Origin of the sequence: Pseudomonas panipatensis, from assembly GCF_900099785.1 — a bacterium.
Taxonomy (GTDB): Bacteria; Pseudomonadota; Gammaproteobacteria; order Pseudomonadales; family Pseudomonadaceae; genus Pseudomonas; species Pseudomonas panipatensis.
Map to the genome: position 1 here is coordinate 254,992 of NZ_FNDS01000001.1, position 17,786 is coordinate 272,777.

At 65.2% G+C, this 17,786-nt stretch carries 19 protein-coding genes and 1 tRNA gene; 12 read left to right on the forward strand and 8 right to left on the reverse strand.

Going from position 1 to position 17,786, the window contains the following annotated elements:
* Positions 1-199 precede the first annotated feature (199 nt).
* Positions 200-1,339, forward strand: coding sequence for an acyl-CoA dehydrogenase family protein (locus BLQ74_RS01240; RefSeq protein WP_090260014.1), 1,140 nt, complete (start codon positions 200-202; stop codon positions 1,337-1,339).
* A gap of 40 nt (positions 1,340-1,379) precedes the next feature.
* On the forward strand, positions 1,380-2,561 hold the full coding sequence (locus BLQ74_RS01245; RefSeq protein ID WP_090260016.1) for a CaiB/BaiF CoA transferase family protein: 1,182 nt from the start codon (positions 1,380-1,382) through the stop codon (positions 2,559-2,561).
* Between the two features lie 6 nt (positions 2,562-2,567).
* Here the strand turns inward: BLQ74_RS01245 and BLQ74_RS01250 are convergent, their stop codons facing one another.
* From BLQ74_RS01250 to BLQ74_RS01260, 3 genes are all read right to left on the reverse strand, one after another.
* Positions 2,568-3,065 carry a SprT family zinc-dependent metalloprotease gene (locus tag BLQ74_RS01250; protein ID WP_090260018.1) on the reverse strand — a complete coding sequence of 166 codons (498 nt, stop codon included), beginning with the start codon at positions 3,063-3,065 and terminating at the stop codon, positions 2,568-2,570.
* A 188-nt stretch (positions 3,066-3,253) separates the two neighbouring features.
* Positions 3,254-3,850 (reverse strand): Yip1 family protein, encoded by a 597-nt coding sequence (locus BLQ74_RS01255; protein WP_090260020.1) that lies wholly within the window; start codon positions 3,848-3,850, stop codon positions 3,254-3,256.
* Positions 3,851-4,011: 161 nt separating this feature from the next.
* Positions 4,012-4,608 (reverse strand): DNA-J related domain-containing protein, encoded by a 597-nt coding sequence (locus tag BLQ74_RS01260; RefSeq protein ID WP_090260022.1) that lies wholly within the window; start codon positions 4,606-4,608, stop codon positions 4,012-4,014.
* A 100-nt stretch (positions 4,609-4,708) separates the two neighbouring features.
* Between BLQ74_RS01260 and ttcA the strand changes: the two genes are divergently transcribed.
* From ttcA to BLQ74_RS01295, 7 genes are all read left to right on the forward strand, one after another.
* The gene (ttcA, locus tag BLQ74_RS01265) at positions 4,709-5,533 is read left to right on the forward strand and encodes a tRNA 2-thiocytidine(32) synthetase TtcA (protein ID WP_090260024.1); all 825 of its coding nucleotides are present in this window, start codon (positions 4,709-4,711) and stop codon (positions 5,531-5,533) included.
* Positions 5,534-5,598: 65 nt separating this feature from the next.
* Positions 5,599-6,270, forward strand: coding sequence for a DNA-3-methyladenine glycosylase I (locus BLQ74_RS01270; RefSeq protein WP_090260026.1), 672 nt, complete (start codon positions 5,599-5,601; stop codon positions 6,268-6,270).
* A gap of 53 nt (positions 6,271-6,323) precedes the next feature.
* Positions 6,324-7,085 (forward strand): NAD-dependent deacylase, encoded by a 762-nt coding sequence (locus BLQ74_RS01275; protein WP_090261139.1) that lies wholly within the window; start codon positions 6,324-6,326, stop codon positions 7,083-7,085.
* 68 nt (positions 7,086-7,153) lie between these two features.
* Positions 7,154-7,780, forward strand: coding sequence for a C40 family peptidase (locus BLQ74_RS01280; protein WP_090260028.1), 627 nt, complete (start codon positions 7,154-7,156; stop codon positions 7,778-7,780).
* An 83-nt stretch (positions 7,781-7,863) separates the two neighbouring features.
* A complete protein-coding gene (locus BLQ74_RS01285) occupies positions 7,864-8,394 on the forward strand; it encodes a C40 family peptidase (protein ID WP_090260030.1) in 531 nt (176 codons plus the stop codon).
* Between the two features lie 15 nt (positions 8,395-8,409).
* Complete coding sequence (locus tag BLQ74_RS01290; protein ID WP_090260032.1) at positions 8,410-9,072, forward strand: O-methyltransferase; 663 nt, start codon at positions 8,410-8,412, stop codon at positions 9,070-9,072.
* Positions 9,073-9,120: 48 nt separating this feature from the next.
* Positions 9,121-9,196: transfer RNA gene (locus BLQ74_RS01295), tRNA-Ala, on the forward strand.
* Between the two features lie 54 nt (positions 9,197-9,250).
* Here BLQ74_RS01295 and BLQ74_RS01300 read toward each other — a convergent pair.
* The 5 genes from BLQ74_RS01300 to BLQ74_RS01320 all read right to left on the reverse strand — a co-directional run bounded on the left by BLQ74_RS01300 (position 9,251) and on the right by BLQ74_RS01320 (position 13,422).
* Positions 9,251-9,949 (reverse strand): pirin family protein, encoded by a 699-nt coding sequence (locus BLQ74_RS01300; RefSeq protein WP_090260034.1) that lies wholly within the window; start codon positions 9,947-9,949, stop codon positions 9,251-9,253.
* Between the two features lie 136 nt (positions 9,950-10,085).
* Complete coding sequence (gene tcyN / locus BLQ74_RS01305; protein WP_090260036.1) at positions 10,086-10,844, reverse strand: L-cystine ABC transporter ATP-binding protein TcyN; 759 nt, start codon at positions 10,842-10,844, stop codon at positions 10,086-10,088.
* On the reverse strand, positions 10,841-11,515 hold the full coding sequence (gene tcyL / locus BLQ74_RS01310) for a cystine ABC transporter permease (protein ID WP_090260038.1): 675 nt from the start codon (positions 11,513-11,515) through the stop codon (positions 10,841-10,843). Before tcyL ends, tcyN begins: the two co-directional genes overlap by 4 nt.
* Positions 11,512-12,312: a cystine ABC transporter substrate-binding protein gene (gene tcyJ / locus BLQ74_RS01315; protein WP_090260040.1), complete on the reverse strand. Its 801-nt coding sequence runs from the start codon at positions 12,310-12,312 to the stop codon at positions 11,512-11,514. The genes tcyL and tcyJ overlap by 4 nt, the downstream gene beginning before the upstream one ends.
* 111 nt (positions 12,313-12,423) lie before the next feature.
* Positions 12,424-13,422: a D-cysteine desulfhydrase gene (locus tag BLQ74_RS01320; RefSeq protein WP_090260042.1), complete on the reverse strand. Its 999-nt coding sequence runs from the start codon at positions 13,420-13,422 to the stop codon at positions 12,424-12,426.
* A gap of 241 nt (positions 13,423-13,663) precedes the next feature.
* Between BLQ74_RS01320 and hflK (BLQ74_RS01325) the strand changes: the two genes are divergently transcribed.
* From hflK (BLQ74_RS01325) to hflK (BLQ74_RS01335), 3 genes are read left to right on the forward strand one after another with little or no spacing between them, the layout of a single operon-like run.
* Positions 13,664-15,652, forward strand: coding sequence for a protease modulator HflK (hflK, locus tag BLQ74_RS01325; RefSeq protein WP_090260044.1), 1,989 nt, complete (start codon positions 13,664-13,666; stop codon positions 15,650-15,652).
* Positions 15,649-16,710 (forward strand): protease modulator HflC, encoded by a 1,062-nt coding sequence (gene hflC, locus BLQ74_RS01330; RefSeq protein ID WP_090260046.1) that lies wholly within the window; start codon positions 15,649-15,651, stop codon positions 16,708-16,710. The genes hflK (BLQ74_RS01325) and hflC overlap by 4 nt, the downstream gene beginning before the upstream one ends.
* Positions 16,703-17,743, forward strand: a complete 1,041-nt coding sequence (gene hflK, locus BLQ74_RS01335; RefSeq protein ID WP_090260048.1) for a protease modulator HflK — start codon at positions 16,703-16,705, stop codon at positions 17,741-17,743. Before hflC ends, hflK (BLQ74_RS01335) begins: the two co-directional genes overlap by 8 nt.
* Positions 17,744-17,786 lie beyond the last annotated feature (43 nt).

A 17,786-nucleotide genomic window follows, 5' to 3' on the forward strand; every position in this document is an offset into this window, starting at 1 on the left:
GGCTTTTTTATGGTCGCTGCACCGTGCATCCACCCGCCGTTCGATCCGTTGTCGGCGCTTCCCGTCACGCTGTCGGGGTGCTGCGGCGCTTCGAGCGACTTGACCGAAAGCGTCAATCGACCCTGAGCGTTGGCGTCATTGAGGCGGGCAGGGGCGCCACCTAACCTGCCGGCACTTCCACCCACAAGGGATTGCCGACATGCAGCGCATTCATTTCGAGACCGAGCACAACCTGTTCCGCGATGCTTTCCGCGCCTTCCTCGGCAAGGAAGTACTGCCTCATCAGGACGCCTGGGAAGAGGCCGGGGTGGTCGACCGTGGCGTCTGGCTGAAGGCCGGCGAGCAGGGCTTCCTGCTGCCCTGGGCGGACGAGGCGTACGGTGGCGCCGGGCTCAAGGACTTCCGCTACGAACAGATCATGTGCGAGGAGCTGGCGCGCATCAACGAGCCGGGCTTCATGATCCCGCTGCATTCGGCGCTCTGCGGCCCCTACATCGCCGAATACGGCAACGCCGAGCAGAAGGCGCGCTTCCTGCCCGGCATCATCCGTGGCGAAACCATCCTCGCCGTGGCCATGACCGAGCCCTCCGCCGGTTCCGACCTGGCCGGCATGCGCAGCACCGCGGTGGACAAGGGCGACCACTGGTTGCTCAACGGTTCCAAGGTGTTCATCTCCAACGGCCTGCTCGCCGACCTGGTGATAGTCGCGGCCAAGACCGATCCGAGCAACCCGCACGCCATGGGCCTGTTCCTGGTCGAGCGTGGCATGCCCGGCTTCGAGCGCGGGCGCAACCTGAAGAAGCTCGGCATGAAGAGCCAGGACACCGCTGAACTGTTCTTCAATGACGTCAGGGTGCCCAAGGAAAACCTCCTCGGCGACGCCAAGGGGGGCTTCTACTACCTGATGAACATGCTCGCCCAGGAGCGCCTGACCAATGCCTGTGGTGCGGTGGCCGGCGCCGAGGCGGCGTTGCAGGCGACCCTCGATTACGTCAGGGAGCGCAAGGCATTCGGCCGCCCCGTGGCGCATTTCCAGAACACCCGCTTTAAGCTCGCCGAGATGCGCACGCAGATCGACGTGGCGCAGGTCTTCACCGATCGCTGCGTGATGGACCACAACCAGAAGAAACTCAGCCCGGAAGTCGCCGCCGAGGCCAAACTGTTCACCACCGAGCTGCTCGGCAAGGTAGTCGACGAGGGGGTGCAACTGCATGGCGGCTGGGGTTACATGTGGGAGTACCCGATCTGCCGCATGTACGCCAACGCGCGCATCCAGCGAATCTTCGCCGGCACCTCGGAGATCATGAAAGAGATCATCAGCCGTGGCATGAAGCTGTGAGGCGCGGCTGCGGCGAAAACGACAACACAGGAGTCGCCCGATGAAAGGCCCGCTTGCCTCGCTGAAAATCATCGATTTCTCCACCTTGCTGCCGGGGCCCTTTGCATCGCTGCTGTTGGCCGACATGGGCGCCGAAGTGTTGCGCGTGGAGTCGCCCACGCGCATGGACCTGATCCGCGTGCTGCCGCCGCATGACGGCGGCGTCTCCGCCAGCCATGCCTACCTGAACCGCAACAAGCGCAGCATCGCGCTCGACCTCAAGCGCCCCGAGGCACTGGAGGTGGTGCGCCAACTGGTGCGTGAATACGACATCGTCCTGGAGCAATTCCGTCCCGGCGTGATGGAGCGGCTGGGCATCGGCTACGAGGCGCTGAAGGCGATCAACCCGGGGCTGATCTATGTCGCCATCACCGGCTATGGCCAGACCGGCCCCTATCGCGAGCGTGCCGGGCATGACATCAACTACCTGGCCCTGGCTGGCGTTGCCAGCTACACCGGGCGCCGCGATACCGGACCGCTGCCGTTGGGCGTGCAACTGGCGGATATCGCCGGCGGCTCGTTGCACGGCGTCATGGGTCTGCTGGCGGCGGTGATCCATCGCCAGCAGACCGGCGAGGGGCAACTGGTGGATGTCAGCATGACCGACTGCGCCTTCAGCCTGAACGGCATGGCCGGCGCCGGCTACCTGGCCTGTGGCGTGGAGCCGCAGATGGAGGCGCTGGCGCTCAATGGCGGCAGCTTCTACGACTACTACCGTACCCGCGATGGGCGTTGGTTCTCGGTGGGCAGCCTGGAACCACAGTTCATGCAGCAGTTGTGTGCGGCCATCGGCCGGCCCGAACTGGCCGCGCGAGGCTTGTCGCCCAAGGCCGAGGAGCAGCGGGCGCTCAAGCGTGAGATCGCCATCGAATTCGAGAGGCGCGATTTCGCCGAGTTGTGCGAGTGCTTCGCTGCCGTGGACGCCTGCGTGGAGCCCATGCTGCCGTTCGCGGAGGCGCTGGAGCATCCACAGATCAAGGCGCGTGGCCTGGTTACCGACGTGCCGCGCGGGGACGCCGGCAGTCAGCGCCAGATGGCCTGTCCGATCCGCTTCTCCGCGGGGCTGCCGGCGCCTCGCCACATCGGCGCGGCGCTGGGCGCGCACACGGAGGAGGTATTGCAGGAGCTGGGCTATTCGGCCGAGCAGGTGGCCACGTTGAAGGCGGACGGGGTGATCGGCTGAACGCCGTCACTCGCGTTTGACTTCGCCGGTGAACACCAGGGTGGTTCGGCAGCGCCGGCAATAGTAGCGACGGCCCTGGGCAACCAGGTTGTGGCGCTGGCTGGAGAAAGGGAAGTCGGCGTTCTCCGCGCAGCGGCAGCGATAGATATAGCGCGTCGCCCGGCGCCGCTTGACCTCGTAGGTGTGGCAGCGATCCGGCGGCAGCTCATAGACACCGCGCATGATCAGTTGCCACTCCTCGCCATGGGGGCGGATGCGTGGGCCGAACATCTGGTGGGCGATCAGATGCGCCACCTCATGGGCGACGGTCTGCTTGAGGAAATGTTCGCGATTCTCGCGATAGAGCTGGGGATTGAAGCGCAACAGGTTCTCGTTCAGGTGCGCGACCCCGGCTTTCTGCCCGCGTAGCCGGAAGCTCACCTCCGGGCGCGGGAAGCGGCGCTGGAAGAAGCTCTCTGCCAATTGATAGCAGGCTTCGACACGGGCGTTGAGCTGTTCGGGCATACAGTATTTCTCCGGCGGGCGCTGATTATGCCGGAGATGTGTGGGCTGTCGCAGGCTTTCAAGCATCCACTCGTCCGCCGTGCAGATTCAGGCAAGGGGATGGAGTATCGGGCAAAGGCCGGCTGCGCCAGGGCAGGCTGCAAAAAAAAAGAACCGGGCACTCGGCCCGGTTCTTCATGCTGCTCGGATCAGGTGTATTCCGGCCCGATACCGCTGCCCCAGAGGATCACCGACAGCGCCATCATCGCCACCAGCACCACCAGACCCACCGCCAGCACCGAGCTGGAGAACAGGAAGCCTTCGTCCTTGGGAATGTTCATGAAGGCCGGTATGCCCACGTAAAGCAGGTAGACGGTATAGCAGACGGCCGCGGTGCCGATGACCATCCCCAGCCACAGGTGCGGATAGAGTGCCGCTACGCCGCCGATGAACAGAGGGGTGGCGTTGTAGGCGGCGAACACGATGCATTGCGTCAGGCTTGGCGTGGCGTGATAGGTGCGCGCCATCCAATGGATGAAGGCACCCATGACCGCCACCCCGGCGAGCATCGCCAGGTAGGTCAGGATTGTCAGTTGTATCGCGCTGGTGGCTGTCAGCTTGACCGGGCCGGCGCTACCGAGCACCCACCCGACCTGGGTGGTGCCGATATAGGCGCAGATCACTGGAATGGCAGCCAGTATCAAGACATGTGTCAGGTACATGTGGCTGATGGTTTCTTCTTCGCCACGGATTTCCTGCCACTCTTGATCGGGATGGGTGAAGAGCCCCCACACATGATGGATCATCTCAGCAACCTCCTCGTTATTATGCAGGCCGCCTCCCAGCGAAGCGCCGGGGACGCGTGGACAGCGTCACTCGGTGCCCGTCCGACACGTGCGGCCTTAGGTCGCAGTATAGAAAAGGGCGGATAGCCTCGTGCGGCGAGGGGTTAGAGCAAATCGAAGTTTCATGGGCGGCTGTAATAGCGCTCGAGTATTTCCATCGCTTTGTTGATCGATTGCAGGCGCGTGGTGCTGCCACCGCGATCCGGGTGGTGCTGGCTGACCAGTTGGCGGTAGCGCAGCTTGATCAGGGCATAGTCCACCGGCCCGTCCTCCAGCTCGAACAAAGCCAGGGCGGCGGCTTTCTCGCCATCGCCCTGCATGCGCGTCCAGAAACTCTCCAGAAGCTTTTCCACATCGCGCTCGGTGGTGTCGCGAAGATTGCTCTCGTCCAGGTAGTAGTCGCGCAGCGGGTCGCTCTCGACCAGTGCCTGCACACCCGGTTGCCAGGGCATCAGGCGAATGTGCAACGGGCCGATCTGCAGGTGGGCGCTGGCATCGCCACAGAGCTGGTCGCGCAGTCGATAGAGAGCGTTGAAAACCAGGAAGTGGGTGCGGAACAACACCAGCTTGTCGGTCAGCGAAAGGTGGGGAATATGCGTCGAATGCCCAGCCTTCAGTTGCTGGATCAGTTGGTATTCGGAAAGACCTTGCGGCGCCGCGCGCAGCAGCACGAGCAGCTGTTCGGCGAGGTCCAGGCGATCGTCGAGGTCGAGGTTCATGACCTGAGCCTAGCATTGCCCTACCGATGGGGCTGGGGTGCGCGTCGCTTTGTGCGTAAAATAGCCAGCTTTTCGTCTTATCCGCGGATTCCACAGCACCATGGGCACCCTTTCGGTCAATCAGAACAAACTGCAGAAACGCCTGCGTCGCCAGGCAGGCGAAGCCATCGCCGACTTCAACATGATCGAGGACGGTGACAAGGTCATGGTCTGCCTGTCCGGCGGCAAGGACAGCTACACCATGCTCGATATTCTGCTGTACCTGCAGAAAGTGGCGCCGATCAAGTTCGAGCTGGTGGCGGTGAACATGGACCAGAAGCAGCCCGGTTTCCCCGAGCACGTGCTGCCGCAGTACCTGGAGTCCATTGGCGTGCCCTACCACATCATCGAGAAAGACACCTATTCGGTGGTGAAGGAGAAGATCCCCGAGGGCAAGACCACTTGCTCGCTGTGCTCGCGGCTGCGTCGTGGCACCCTGTACACCTACGCCGACGAGATCGGTGCGACCAAGATGGCGCTCGGGCACCACCGCGACGACATCCTGGAAACCTTCTTCCTTAATATGTTCTACGGCGGCACCCTCAAGGCCATGCCGCCAAAGCTGCTCTCCGACGACGGTCGTAACGTGGTGATCCGCCCGCTGGCTTACTGCAGCGAGAAGGACATCGAAGCCTATTCGGTGCTCAAGGAATTCCCGATCATTCCGTGCAACCTCTGCGGCTCGCAGGAAAACCTGCAGCGCCAGGTGGTCAAGGAAATGCTCCTGGAATGGGAGCGCAAGTCGCCGGGGCGCACCGAGATCATGTTCCGCGCCTTGCAGAACGTGGTGCCCTCGCAGCTCGCCGACCGCAACCTGTTCGACTTCGCCAGCCTGCGCGTCGACGACAACGCCACGCCGCGTTTCCTCGATGTCATGAGTCTCTGAACAACTGCTGCCCGGGATGGCTGTCGCGCTGCGATAGCCATGGTTCAGCCAAACAAGGACCGTCCATGCGCGACTACCAATGGCTCTACGAGTACTGCCTGAACCGTTTCGGCTCCAAGGAAGCCCTGGAGGCTCGCTTGCCGATGCCGAAAACGCCGGCAGAGCTGTGCGCGCTGAGCGATGACCGCTACCTCTCGCTGATCAGCCTGCGCATCTTCCGTGCCGGCCTCAAGCACAGCCTGGTGGACGCCAAGTGGCCGGCTTTCGAGGAGGTGTTCTTCGGTTTCGATCCGGAGAAAGTTGTGTTGATGGGCGGCGAACGTCTGGAAAACCTCATGCAGGATGCGCGATTGATCCGCCACCTGGGCAAGCTCAAGAGCGTGCCGCGCAATGCCCAGATGGTCCTCGATATCGCCCGCGAATATGGCAGTTTCGGCAAGCTGCTGGCGGATTGGCCGGTAACCGATATCGTTGGCCTGTGGAAGCTCCTGGCGAAACGCGGCAACCAGCTTGGTGGGCTATCAGCGCCTCGCCTGCTGCGTATGGCAGGCAAGGACACCTTTATCCCCACCGACGATATGGTCGCTGCGCTCAAGGCGCAGGAAATCATCGACAAGGCGCCGACCAGCCAGAAAGACCTTGCCGCCGTGCAGGCCGCCTTCAACCAATGGCATGAGCAGAGTGGGCGGCCGTTGTGCCAGTTGTCGGTGATGCTGGCGCACACGGTCAACCACTGAGACCGGGCGCTGCAGCGCGGAGGAGGGGAATGGAGATGGGCATGCAGAGCGACATGGAGCCGGCCATCGAACGTACCCTGGCCGCACTGCGAGGCGCCACGCGCATTCTGGTCATCACCGGAGCGGGCCTTTCCGCCGATTCCGGTATGCCGACTTATCGCGGGCTTGGCGGGCTGTACAACGGTGTCACCGCCGAAGGCATCCCCATCGAGGCGGTGATTTCCGGCCCGATGCTGCGCCGCGATCCCGCCTTGTGCTGGAAATACCTTGCCGAGCTGGGCCGGGCCTGCTTGAATGCCGCGCCCAATGCCGGACACTTGGCGATCGCCGAGCTTCAGCGGTTGAAGCCGGAGTGCTGGGTGCTCACGCAGAATATCGACGGCTTCCATCGCCGGGCCGGATCGCCCAGCGAGCGCCTGATCGAGATACACGGCGAATTGCGGCCGCTGTATTGCCAGTCCTGTGGCGCCGAAAGCGACGCGCTGGAAGAACATCTGCAGCGTTCGTTGCCGCCGCGCTGCGCCGCTTGCGGTGGGGAGTTGCGCCCACCGGTGGTGCTGTTCGAGGAGATGCTGCCGGAAGCAGCGATCGACAGCCTCTATACGGAACTGCGCAAGGGTTTCGATCTGGTGATGCTGGTGGGGACTACGGCGAGCTTCCCCTATATCGTCGAGCCGGTACTGCGTACTCAGGCCCGTGGAGGCTTCACCGTCGAGATCAATCCGGCGCCCACGGAACTGAGCGCAAGAGTCGATGTAAAAATTGTTGGACGAGCCTTAGACATTTTGCCGCGTCTGATAAGTCACATTTCTTGATAAAAAACTTGCATCGGATCGATCGAGCGGGCAAATTAGCCCGCTAATGGAACTAATGAGACACGGTCGTGCCCATGCTTAAACGCTTCGCACCCCTCGTGCCCATGAGTTTCGTCTTGCTGCTGGCCGCTTGTGCCAGCCATTCGCCGGAATCGCAACTGGATCAGGCAGCCGTAGCGCAGGCCACCGGAAACGCGATTCAGATTGGCCACCATAAGGCAACGCTGGCGGGTGTAGCAGACGAGGGGGCAGGAAATGATAGTGGAGACTCGTCAGGGCGGGTCTCGGGTATTCTGGATCGCGCTTTCGCACTGATCGGTACGCCGTATCGGTTCGGAGGGCGTTCGGAACAAACTGGATTCGATTGCAGCGGCTTCGTTGGATATCTTTTCCGAGAAGAGGCTGGAATCAACCTTCCGCGTTCCACGCGAGAGATGATCAATATGGACGTCCCGCTGGTCTCGAAAGACGACCTGCAACCGGGCGACCTGATCTTCTTCAACAATCGTGGACGCGGACGGGTCAGCCACGCCGGCATTTATATCGGTGATGGCCAGTTCATCCATTCGGCAAGCCGCCGTGGCGGTGGTGTACGAGTGGACAGCCTGGACGAGAGTTACTGGCGTTTGAGCTACATGGAAGCCAAGCGCGTGCTCGAACCAGGTTACGAGGCACGGCAGACGGTTAGCCGCTGAACTTAAAGTTTTACTTTAAGTATTGCGCTTAACTCTATGACGGTGCAAAGTGATGGCACTCCTGAATCGGGGATGCCATCACTATGCATACCTCCCTTCGCATTGCGACGCTCGCTGCAATTGCATTGCTGGCCGCCTGCGCCAGTCACACTCCACCAGCACCGCCTCCGGTGGTCTACGCGCCCGCCAACAACGGCTTCAGCTCGCAAGCGGCTGATGACGTTCTCATCCGCGCGATCGGCCTGGTCGGTACGCCCTACCGCTGGGGGGGTAATACTCCCGACGGCGGTTTCGATTGCAGCGGCCTGATCGACTACGTGTACCGTGATGCCACCGGCCTGCAGCTACCACGTTCGACGCGCGAAATGATCAGCATGTCTGCGCCCGATGTGTCCCGTAGCGAACTGCAGAGTGGCGATGTGGTGTTCTTTGCCACTGGTGGTGGACGTAATGTCAGCCATGCCGGTATTTATGTCGGCGAAGGGCGATTCGTGCATGCCCCCAGAACCGGAGGCACTGTGCGCCTGGACAGCCTGGACAGCACCTATTGGCAGAAGGCTTTTCTCAACGCCAAGCGCGTGCTCGCCAGCCAGAGTGTCGCCCTGCACCCCTGATCTCCGGGAGGCGGCATGACGACCCGCACACTCAATCTCGACGACGCGCTCTACCAGTATCTGCTCGATGTTTCCTTGCGCGATACCCCGCTGAAGGCTCGCCTGCGGGCGGAAACCGCGGCCTTGCCGATGGCGCGTTGGCAGATTGCGCCCGAGCAGGGGCAGTTCCTCGCTCTGTTGGTCAAGCTGACCGGGGCGCGGCGAATACTCGAGGTCGGCACCTTCACTGGCTATAGCGCCCTGTGCATGGCCGAAGCGCTACCGGCGGAGGGCTCCATCCTCTGTTGTGACTTGGCAGGCGATTACAATGCCACCGCGCGCTCTTACTGGCGGGAGGCCGGTGTGGAAACGCGCATCGAACTGCGCCTCGGTCCGGCCCTGGAAACCCTCGAAGCACTCGAAAGGGACGGGCAGGGCGGCAGCTTCGATATCGCCTTCATCGACGCCGACAAGGCGAACTACCCGCGCTATCTGGAGCAGGCGCTGACCTTGCTGCGCGCAGGTGGCCTGCTGATCTTCGATAACGTGCTGTGGAGCGGCCGGGTGCTGGAGCGCCAGCCGCAAAGCGAAGACACCCGAGCCATCCAGCAACTGAATCTGGCGCTCAAGCACGATGAGCGCGTGGACTATTCGCTGCTGCCGCTGGGCGATGGCATGAGCCTGTGCCGCAAGCGCTGAGTCGGGCATTGCCTGCGTGCGGTGCCTAGGCTAGATTCTTGCTACCTCGGGCCGATAGCTCAGCTGGGAGAGCGCCGCGTTCGCAATGCGGAGGTCGGGAGTTCGATCCTCCTTCGGTCCACCACCTCGACATGAAAAAGGGCACGCCTCGGCGTGCCCTTTTTCGTTCCTGCGACGATCAGGCGATATCCACCAGAATCACTTCGCTGTCCTCGATCGCCGTCACACGCACCACCGTCTCGTCGGCAATGGCCGCGCCATCACGGGCTTCCAGGGTGACACCGTTGACCTCCACCTTGCCTGTCGCCGGCACCAGGTAGGCACGGCGTTCGCTGCCCAGCTCGTACTCGGCGCTTTGTCCGGCCTTCAGGGTGGCGGCCACCAGGCGACCCTCGGCGCGGATGCGCAGAGCGTCGTTGTCGCTCTCGTAGCCGCTGGCCAGGGTCACGAAGCGGCCGGCGCGATCGCCCTTGGGGAAAGGCTTGGCGCCCCAGGAAGGCGTGCCGCCGCGCACCGAAGGAATGATCCAGATCTGGAAGATCTTGGTCACTTCCTTCTCCAGGTTGTACTCGGAGTGGACGATACCGCTGCCGGCGCTCATCACCTGTACGTCGCCCGCTTCGGTGCGCCCTTTGTTGCCCAGGCTGTCCTGGTGGGTGATCGCGCCCTGACGGACGTAGGTGACGATCTCCATCTCGCGATGCGGGTGCGGCGGGAAACCAGTGCCGGCGGCGATTTCGTCGTCGTTCCAGACGCGCAGGCGGCCCCAGCTTTCGCGCTCGGGGTCGTAGTACTCGGCGAAGGAGAAGTGGTGCTTGGCGTTGAGCCAGCCGTGGTTGGCGCCGCCGAGTTGCTGGAAGGGTCTGCGTTCGATCATGGGATGACTCCTCTTGGGGCGCCGGCCGGTCTTGGACCGGTCGGTGCGGTTCGTGGAGGCAATACTGGATCAGATTTTATCGATATAAAAGCGCAAATATCCGAGGATATTGATCGAATAAATGGATTTTTCTCTGTCAGGCAGAGGCGCCTGGATTGAGGAACTTGCTGAGGAATTGCCGCGTCCGCTCTTCGCGTGGGGTGGCGAACAGCGCCTTGGCGTCGCCTTGTTCGACGATCAGGCCCTTGTCGATAAAGATGGCGCGGTTCGCCACGTCGCGGGCGAAGCTCATCTCGTGGGTGACGATGACCATGGTGCGTTTTTCCTGGGCCAGGCCGCGGATGGTCGCGAGGACTTCACCGACCAGTTCCGGGTCGAGCGCCGAGGTGGGCTCGTCGAAGAGGATCACGTCAGGCTGCATGGCCAGGGCGCGGGCGATGGCCACGCGCTGCTGCTGGCCGCCGGACAGGCGCTTGGGGTAGGCGTCTTCCTTGCCGGCCAGGCCCACTTTGGCCAGCAACGCGCGGGCGCGCTGAATGGCGCTGGCGCGGGGTTCCTTCTTGACCACGATCGGGCCTTCGATGACGTTTTCCAGCGCCGTGCGGTGGGGGAACAGGTTGAAGTTCTGGAAGACGAAGCCGACGTGCTGGCGCAGTGTGCGGATCAGCGCCTGCTGGCTGCTCAGCGGGCGCGAGGCATCGATCTCTATCTCGCCGACGCGGATGCTGCCGCCGCTGGGGGTTTCCAACAGGTTCAGGCAGCGCAGCAGGGTGGTCTTGCCCGAGCCGCTGGGGCCGATGATCGCCACCACTTCGCCGGCGTCGACGCTCAGGTCGATGCCCTTGAGCACTTCCTGGCCGTTGAACACCTTGGTCAGCTTGCGCACTTCGATCATGCCTCTTGCTCCCGGTCATGGCGGTTGACCCGATCTTCGAGGCGGTTCTGCAGGTGCGCCAGGATGCTGGCGAGCACCCAGTAGAGCAGCGCGGCGGTGAGGTACATGGTGAAGACCTCGAAGGTCCGTGCGGTGATCAGTTGCGCCTGACGGAACAGTTCCGGCACCTGGATGGTGGCGGCCAGGGCGGTGTCCTTGACCAGCGAGATGAAGCTGTTGCCCAGTGGCGGCAGGGCGGTGCGCGCGGCCTGCGGCAGGATCACCCGGCGCAGGGTCTGTGCCCGCGTCATGCCGATGCTCGACGCTGCCTCCCACTGGCCGCGGTCGATGGAGCCGATGGCGGCGCGGAGGATTTCGCAGACGTAGGCGGCCATGTTCAGCGAGAAGCCGATCAGCGCCGCTGGCAGCGGATCGAGTTCGATGCCCAGTTGTGGCAGGCCGTAATAGATCATGAACAGCTGGACCAGCAGCGGCGTGCCGCGGAAGAACGACACATAGATACGCGCGAGCCAGCGTAGCGCGGTCATGCCGTAGAGACGCATCAGCGCCAGCAGAAAACCCAACAGCAGTCCGAAGAACATGCCGCCGACACTGAGGACTACCGTGAAGACCGCGCCCTTGAGCAGAAAGGGCGCGGAATCCAGCGCAAGCTGCAGGCTTGCGTCGATCATTGGGTCACGTCAGCCTTGAACCACTTTTCCGACAGCGTCTTCAGGGTGCCGTCGGCGCGCAGTTTGTCGATGGCCTTGTTCAGCGCCGCGAGCAGTTCCGGGTTGCCCTTGCGCAGGGCGATGCCGGCTTCCTGGCGGGCGAAGGGCGCGCCGGTCAGGGCCATGGCGCCATTGGTCTTGTTGACCATGTCGAAGGCCGCCAGGCGGTCGACGAGGATCACGTCGATGCGTCCGCTGCGCAGGTCCTGGAATTTGCTCGGGTCGTCCTCGTAGGTGCGCACATCGGCCTGCGGCACGTTCTGCTTCAGCCACTGCTCGTAGTTGGTGCCCAGGCCGACGCCGACCTTCACTCCAGCCAGATCGGCCGGCTTGGCGTACTTGCCTTCCTCGCCTTTGCGGGTCAGGGCCTGGATGCCGGAGACGGTGTAGGGCTCGGAGAAGTCGTATTTCTTCTTGCGCTCCTCGGAGATGGTCACCTGGTTGATCACCACATCGAGGCGCTTGGATTCCAGCGCGGCGAGGATGCCGTCCCATTTGGTCGGCTGGAACTTGGCGCTGACGCCCAGCTCCTTGGCCAGCAGGTCGGCGAACTCGACTTCGAAACCGCTGAGCTTGCCGCTCTCATCGACGAAGCTGAAGGGGGGATAGGTGCCTTCCAGGCCGACCTTGATGCTGCCGTTGTGCTGGATCTGCTTGAGCAGATCCTCATCGGCCGAGGCCGGGCCGATCAGGCTGGCGCCGAGGGCCAGGGTCAGGCTAGCGAAGATGAAGCCGCGTCGCAGGATGGAGACGTTCATGATTGCCCTCGTTCCGGTTTTCTTAAGCAGGTTAGTCAAGGCCGGTCGACTATAGGGGCGCAACGCTTATGCGATGAAATAATAAAAAGTCTTATGAATATGCGAATTCTCTTACATCGCCGGGTGGTAGGCGAACAGCGCGGGAGCGCCGCCGGTGTGCAGGAACAGCAGCGGGCCCTCGGCGAAACGCTGCCGGGCGATGCCATCGAGCAGCCCGGCCATGGCTTTGCCGGTGTACACCGGGTCGAGCAGCAGCCCTTCCTGGGATGCCAGCAGGCGCACGGCGTCGAGGGTGCCGGGGTTGGGCTCGCCGTAGCGCGGGCCGAAGTAAGCGTCCCAGAGTTCGATGCTGAAATGGGCGGCGAGGGGGCGGCCGAGCAGTTCCGCGGTGCGTTGCGCCAGCCCCTCCACCTTGGGCCGCTGCGCCGCCTCGCTGCGTGACACCGTGACGCCGACCACGCGGGTTTCCGGCAGTGCCTCGGCCAGCGCCAGGGCCAGGCCCGCGTGGGTACCGGCGCTGCCGGAGGCGAGCACCACGGCGGCGAACTGGCGGCCGCTGGCGCGCACCTGTTGCGCCAGTTCCAGGCCTGCCCGCACGTAGCCCAGCGCGCCGAGCGCATTGGAGCCGCCGATGGGCACCAGGTAGGGCTGGCGGCCCTGGCCGCGCAGGCGTTCGGCGCAGGCTTGCAGCAGGGCGTCGGCGTTGTCCAGGTTGTCCACCGCCTCCACCTCGGCGCCGAACAGATCGAGCAGCAGGCGGTTGCCGTTGCTCAGGTAGTTGGCGTCCGTCGTGCCGATGGGGTTTTCCAGCAGGGCGACGCAACCCAGGCCGAGGCGGGCAGCCAGCGCGGCGGTCTGGCGCACATGGTTGGATTGGATGGCGCCGGCGGTCACCAGGGTGTCGGCGCCGACTCGCAGGGCATCGGCGGCGAGGAACTCGAGCTTGCGCACCTTGTTGCCGCCCAGCGCCAGCGGGGTGAGGTCATCGCGCTTGACGTAGATTTCCCGCCCCAGGCGCGCCGAGAGTCGCTCCAGTCTGTCCAGCGGCGTCGCTGCGCCGATCAGTTCCAGGCGGGGAAAGCCGGCGAGCGAATCGCGCAGGGTACTCATGCTGCACCTCGGTTGCGGTTGGGCGAGGGATCAAGATAGATCGCGCCTCGGGCGCTCGGCAAATCAGCGCCAGGGCTCACGCCGCGCTTTCCTTTGCCGCGGTGTTGAACGAGAATTCCACCCCGAGCGTTATAAGGTTACATTTCTCCGCCGCGCGGCGGGCTACTGGCGTGCGCTGGCCAGCCCTCTACCGACCGATGTACCGGCCGGCCCCCGCCGGGGCCGCCTTTTTGGAGTTGCAATGAGAGTCGACCTGGACACCGCGGGTGAGGACCTGCAGGCGCTGCCGCGTTTCCAGCAGGCCGCGCCGCATGCCCGCCGTCTGTTCGTCCTGGCCCTGTCCGCGGGCCTGCTGGCCGGGTCGCTGTTTCTCCTGGCGATCCTCATCGGCCTGTTCGCCGCTGATTCCCCCTGGGTGCCGCTGCTGTGCAACAACGCCGCCGCTTTGCTGCTGCTGGCCGCCGCTGCGCAGTCCGGCTGGCGCGTGGATGCCTGGCGCGCCGCGGCGCTCGGCCAGGCGGCAGTGCCCTTCGCGCGCTGGCGCAAAGAGGCACAGGCCGGCGCCGAGGCCATTGCGCCCGCGCAACTCAGTGCCTACGACCGCTTTCTCGACACCCTTGGCCGAGGCCTGCGCTCGCTGCTGCGGCGCATCGGTCTGGGCGCGCTCTGGCTGGGGGGCTTGGCGCTGGCGGCATTGCTGATGGTGCGTGGCGGCTGGAACCTGGCGTTGCCCGGCAAGGCCCTTGGTCAGGCGGCCTATCTCGGCGCCGGCTTGCTGTTGGCCGCGGCCTTCGCCCTGCTGGTGCTGGAGCGTCACTTCGCCGCCAATGCGCCAGCGCAATGGCCCGAGGGCGTTGGCCTGGCGCCGCTGGTGCGGATGGTGATCGGCGTGCAACTGCTGTCGCTGCTCGGGCTGCTGTTCGCCAGCGCCGACAGCGCCTGGCCGCAGCGCCTGCTGGTGCTGGCCGGGTTGCTGCCGGCGGCGGTGGCCCTGGAGCTGGCCTTGCGCGCGCTGCTCTCGGTGTTCAGCCCGCAGCGCGACAGCCTCGAGCCGCGCCTGGTCGGGGAAAGTCTGATCGCCCAGCAATTGCGCTGGCCGCCGCGGCCGCTGCAGTTCCTCCAGGACGAACTGCAGCAGCGCTTCGGTATCGACCTGCGCCAGGTCTGGGCCTTCGCTTTCATGCGCCGCGCCTTCTTGCCGGTGGCCGCGCTGATCGCCGTGGTCGGCTGGCTGCTCACCGGCATCCAGGAAATTCCCATGAACGGCCGTGGTGTCTACGAGCGTTTCGGCAAGCCGGAAGCCGTGCTGCAACCCGGCCTGCACCTGGGGCTGCCGTGGCCGTTCGGGCGGCTGATCGCCGTCGAGAACGGCGTGATCCACGAACTGGCCACCTCCGGCGAGGCCACTGCCGCCGATGAGCCGAGCGCCGCCGAAGGACCGGCGCCGGACGCTGCCAACCGCCTGTGGGATGCCTCCCACGTCAGTGAAAAATCCCAGGTCATCGCCAGTGCCGCGGACGGCAAGCAGAGCTTCCAGGTGGTGAACATGGACGTGCGCTTCGTCTATCGCATCGGCCTCAGCGATCGGGCGGCGCTGGCGGCGACCTACCACAGCGCCGATGTGCCGGCGCTGATCCGCAGTACCGCCAGCCGGGTACTGGTCCACGATTTCGCCTCGCGCACCTTGGATGGCGTGCTGGGCGGCCAGCGTGACGCCCTGGCCAGCGATATCGGCAAGGCCGTGCAGGCCGACCTGGACCGTCTCGACTGCGGCGTGGAAATCCTCGCCACCGTGGTCGAGGCCATCCACCCGCCGGCCGGCGCGGCCAACGCCTACCATGCCGTGCAGGCGGCGCAGATCACCGCCCAGGCGCTGATTTCCCGCGAGCGCGGCAAGGCCGCCGAACAGACCAGTGCGGCGCAGCTGGCCGCCAGCGTGGCGGTGGACAAGGCGAATGCCGACGCCCGTGACAACCTCGCCGGGGCGCAAGCCGCCGAGCTGCGCTTCGGCGCCGAACGCAAGGCCTGGCAGAGCGCCGGCCAGGCCTTCCTGCTGGAGCAGTATCTGGCCCAGCTCGGCCAGGGCCTGGGCAATGCCCGCGTCTTGATCATCGATCACCGCCTGAGCGCCGCCGACGCGCCGACCCTCGATCTGCGCAGCTTCGCCACGCCCATCGACCCGGCGCGTGGCCGGCCTGCCTCCACCCCTAGCCAGGAGCTCGTCCCTTGAGTTCGTCGCACACCCATGCGGGTCACGACCACGATCACGCCCATGCTCATGAGCATGACCACGCGCATCACGAGCACGGCCATCAGCACGCGCATGGCCATGACGACCAAGGCCCCAGCCCCTTCCCCTGGCGCCGTGCCGGCCTGGCCGCGTTGCTGGTGCTGTTCGCCGCCGCCACCGCCTGCCTGGTGCAGGTGCGTTCCGGCGAGGCCACGGTGATCACCCGTTTCGGCAATCCGTCGCGGGTGCTGCTGCAGCCTGGCCTGGCCTGGCGCCTGCCGATCCCCTTCGAGGCGGCGATTCCCGTCGATCTGCGCCTGCGCACCACCTCCAGCGGTCTGCAGGACGTCGGCACCCGCGACGGCCTGCGCATCATCGTCCAGGCCTATGTCGCCTGGCAGGTGCAGCCCGATCCGGCCAGCGTGCAACGCTTCATGCGCGCGGTGCAGAACCAGCCGGACGAAGCGGCGCGGCAGATCCGCACCTTCGTCGGCTCGGCGCTGGAGACCAGCGCCAGCGGCTTCGACCTGGCCGAGTTGGTGAACACCGACGCCGGCAAGGTGCGCATCGCCGATTTCGAGCAGCGCCTGCGGGGGCAGATCGACAAGCAACTGCTCGACACCTACGGCGTGCGCGTCCTGCAGGTCGGCGTCGAACGCCTGACCCTGCCGTCGGTCACCCTCGGCGCCACCGTCGACCGCATGCGCGCCGAGCGCGAGACCATCGCCACCGAGCGCACCGCCGAAGGCAAGCGCAAGGCCGCGGAAATCCGCTCCGCCGCCGAGCGCGACGCGCGCATCCTGCAGGCCGACGCCACGGTCAAGGCTGCCGATATCGAGGCACAGTCGCGGGTCGAGGCCGCGCAGATCTATGCCAAGGCCTACGCCGGCTCGCCCGAGCTGTACAACCTGCTGCGCTCGCTGGACACCCTGGGCACCATCGTCAATTCCGGCACGCGCCTGGTCCTGCGTACCGACGCCGCGCCCTTCCGCGTGCTGGTCGACGGTCCGCCGCAATTGCCGGCGCCGAGCGCCAAGGCCGGTGGCAACCATGACTGAGGCGGCCGCGCAGGGCGGCAGCCCCTGGCTGCAGGCCGGGCGCCTGGCGTTCGTCGCGCTCTACGGCGTGACCCTGCTGGCGGCGCTCGGCTGGGCACTGTCCAACGTGCGCCAGGTCGGCCCGGACAGCCGTGCCGTGGTGCTGCGCATGGGCGCCCTGGAACGCATTCAGAATCCCGGCCTGCTGCTGGCCTGGCCGCGCCCCATCGAGCAGGTGGTGATGCTGCCGTCGGCGGAGCGGGTGATCGAGCGTCGGGTGGAAACCCTGCTGCGCTCGGAACAGGCGCAGAAGGCCGATCTCGACGTCAGCCTGGCCAACGACGCCACAGCGGGTTCCGGCTACCTGCTGACCGGCGATGCCGGGGTGGTGCAACTGGACGTGCGGGTGTTCTTCAAGGTGGTCGATCCCTACGCCTACGTCCTGCAGGGCGAGCATGTGCTGCCGGCGCTGGACCGCCTGGTGGCGCGCAACGCGGTGGCGGTCTGCGCCTCGCGTGACCTGGACACCATCTTGGTGGCGCGCCCGGAGCTGGTCGGCGCTGACAGCCACGTCGCCGAGCGCCGCGAGCGGTTGCGTGGCGATCTGCAACAAGGCATCAATCAAAGCCTGGCGGCGCTCAAGGCCGCCGGAAGCGGACTGGGGATCGAGATCGAGCGGGTCGACGTGCAGTCCTCGCTGCCGCGCGACGCGGTCAGCGCCTTCAATGCCGTGCTCACCGCCAGCCAGTTGGCCGAGCAGAACGTCGCCAGCGCGCAGAACGATGCGGCACGGCAGACCCAGGCCGCGACCCAGGCGGCCGACCGTCTGCTGCAGGTCGCCCATGCCCAGGCCGGCGAGCGCCTGGCCAAGGCGCAGAGCGACACCGCGAGCATCGTCAGCCTGGCGCGCAGCCAGCAGCAGGAGGCCGACCCTGGCCTGCTGCTGCGCCTGTATCGCGAACGGGTGCCGGCGATTCTCGCCAAGGCCGCATCGGTGACCACCGTCGATCCGCGCGATGCCGGCCACCTGATCCTCCAGGGCGCACAACCATGAGACCGCGCGGCACCTGTGAAGCAATGGGCGGACAGCGTGCAGC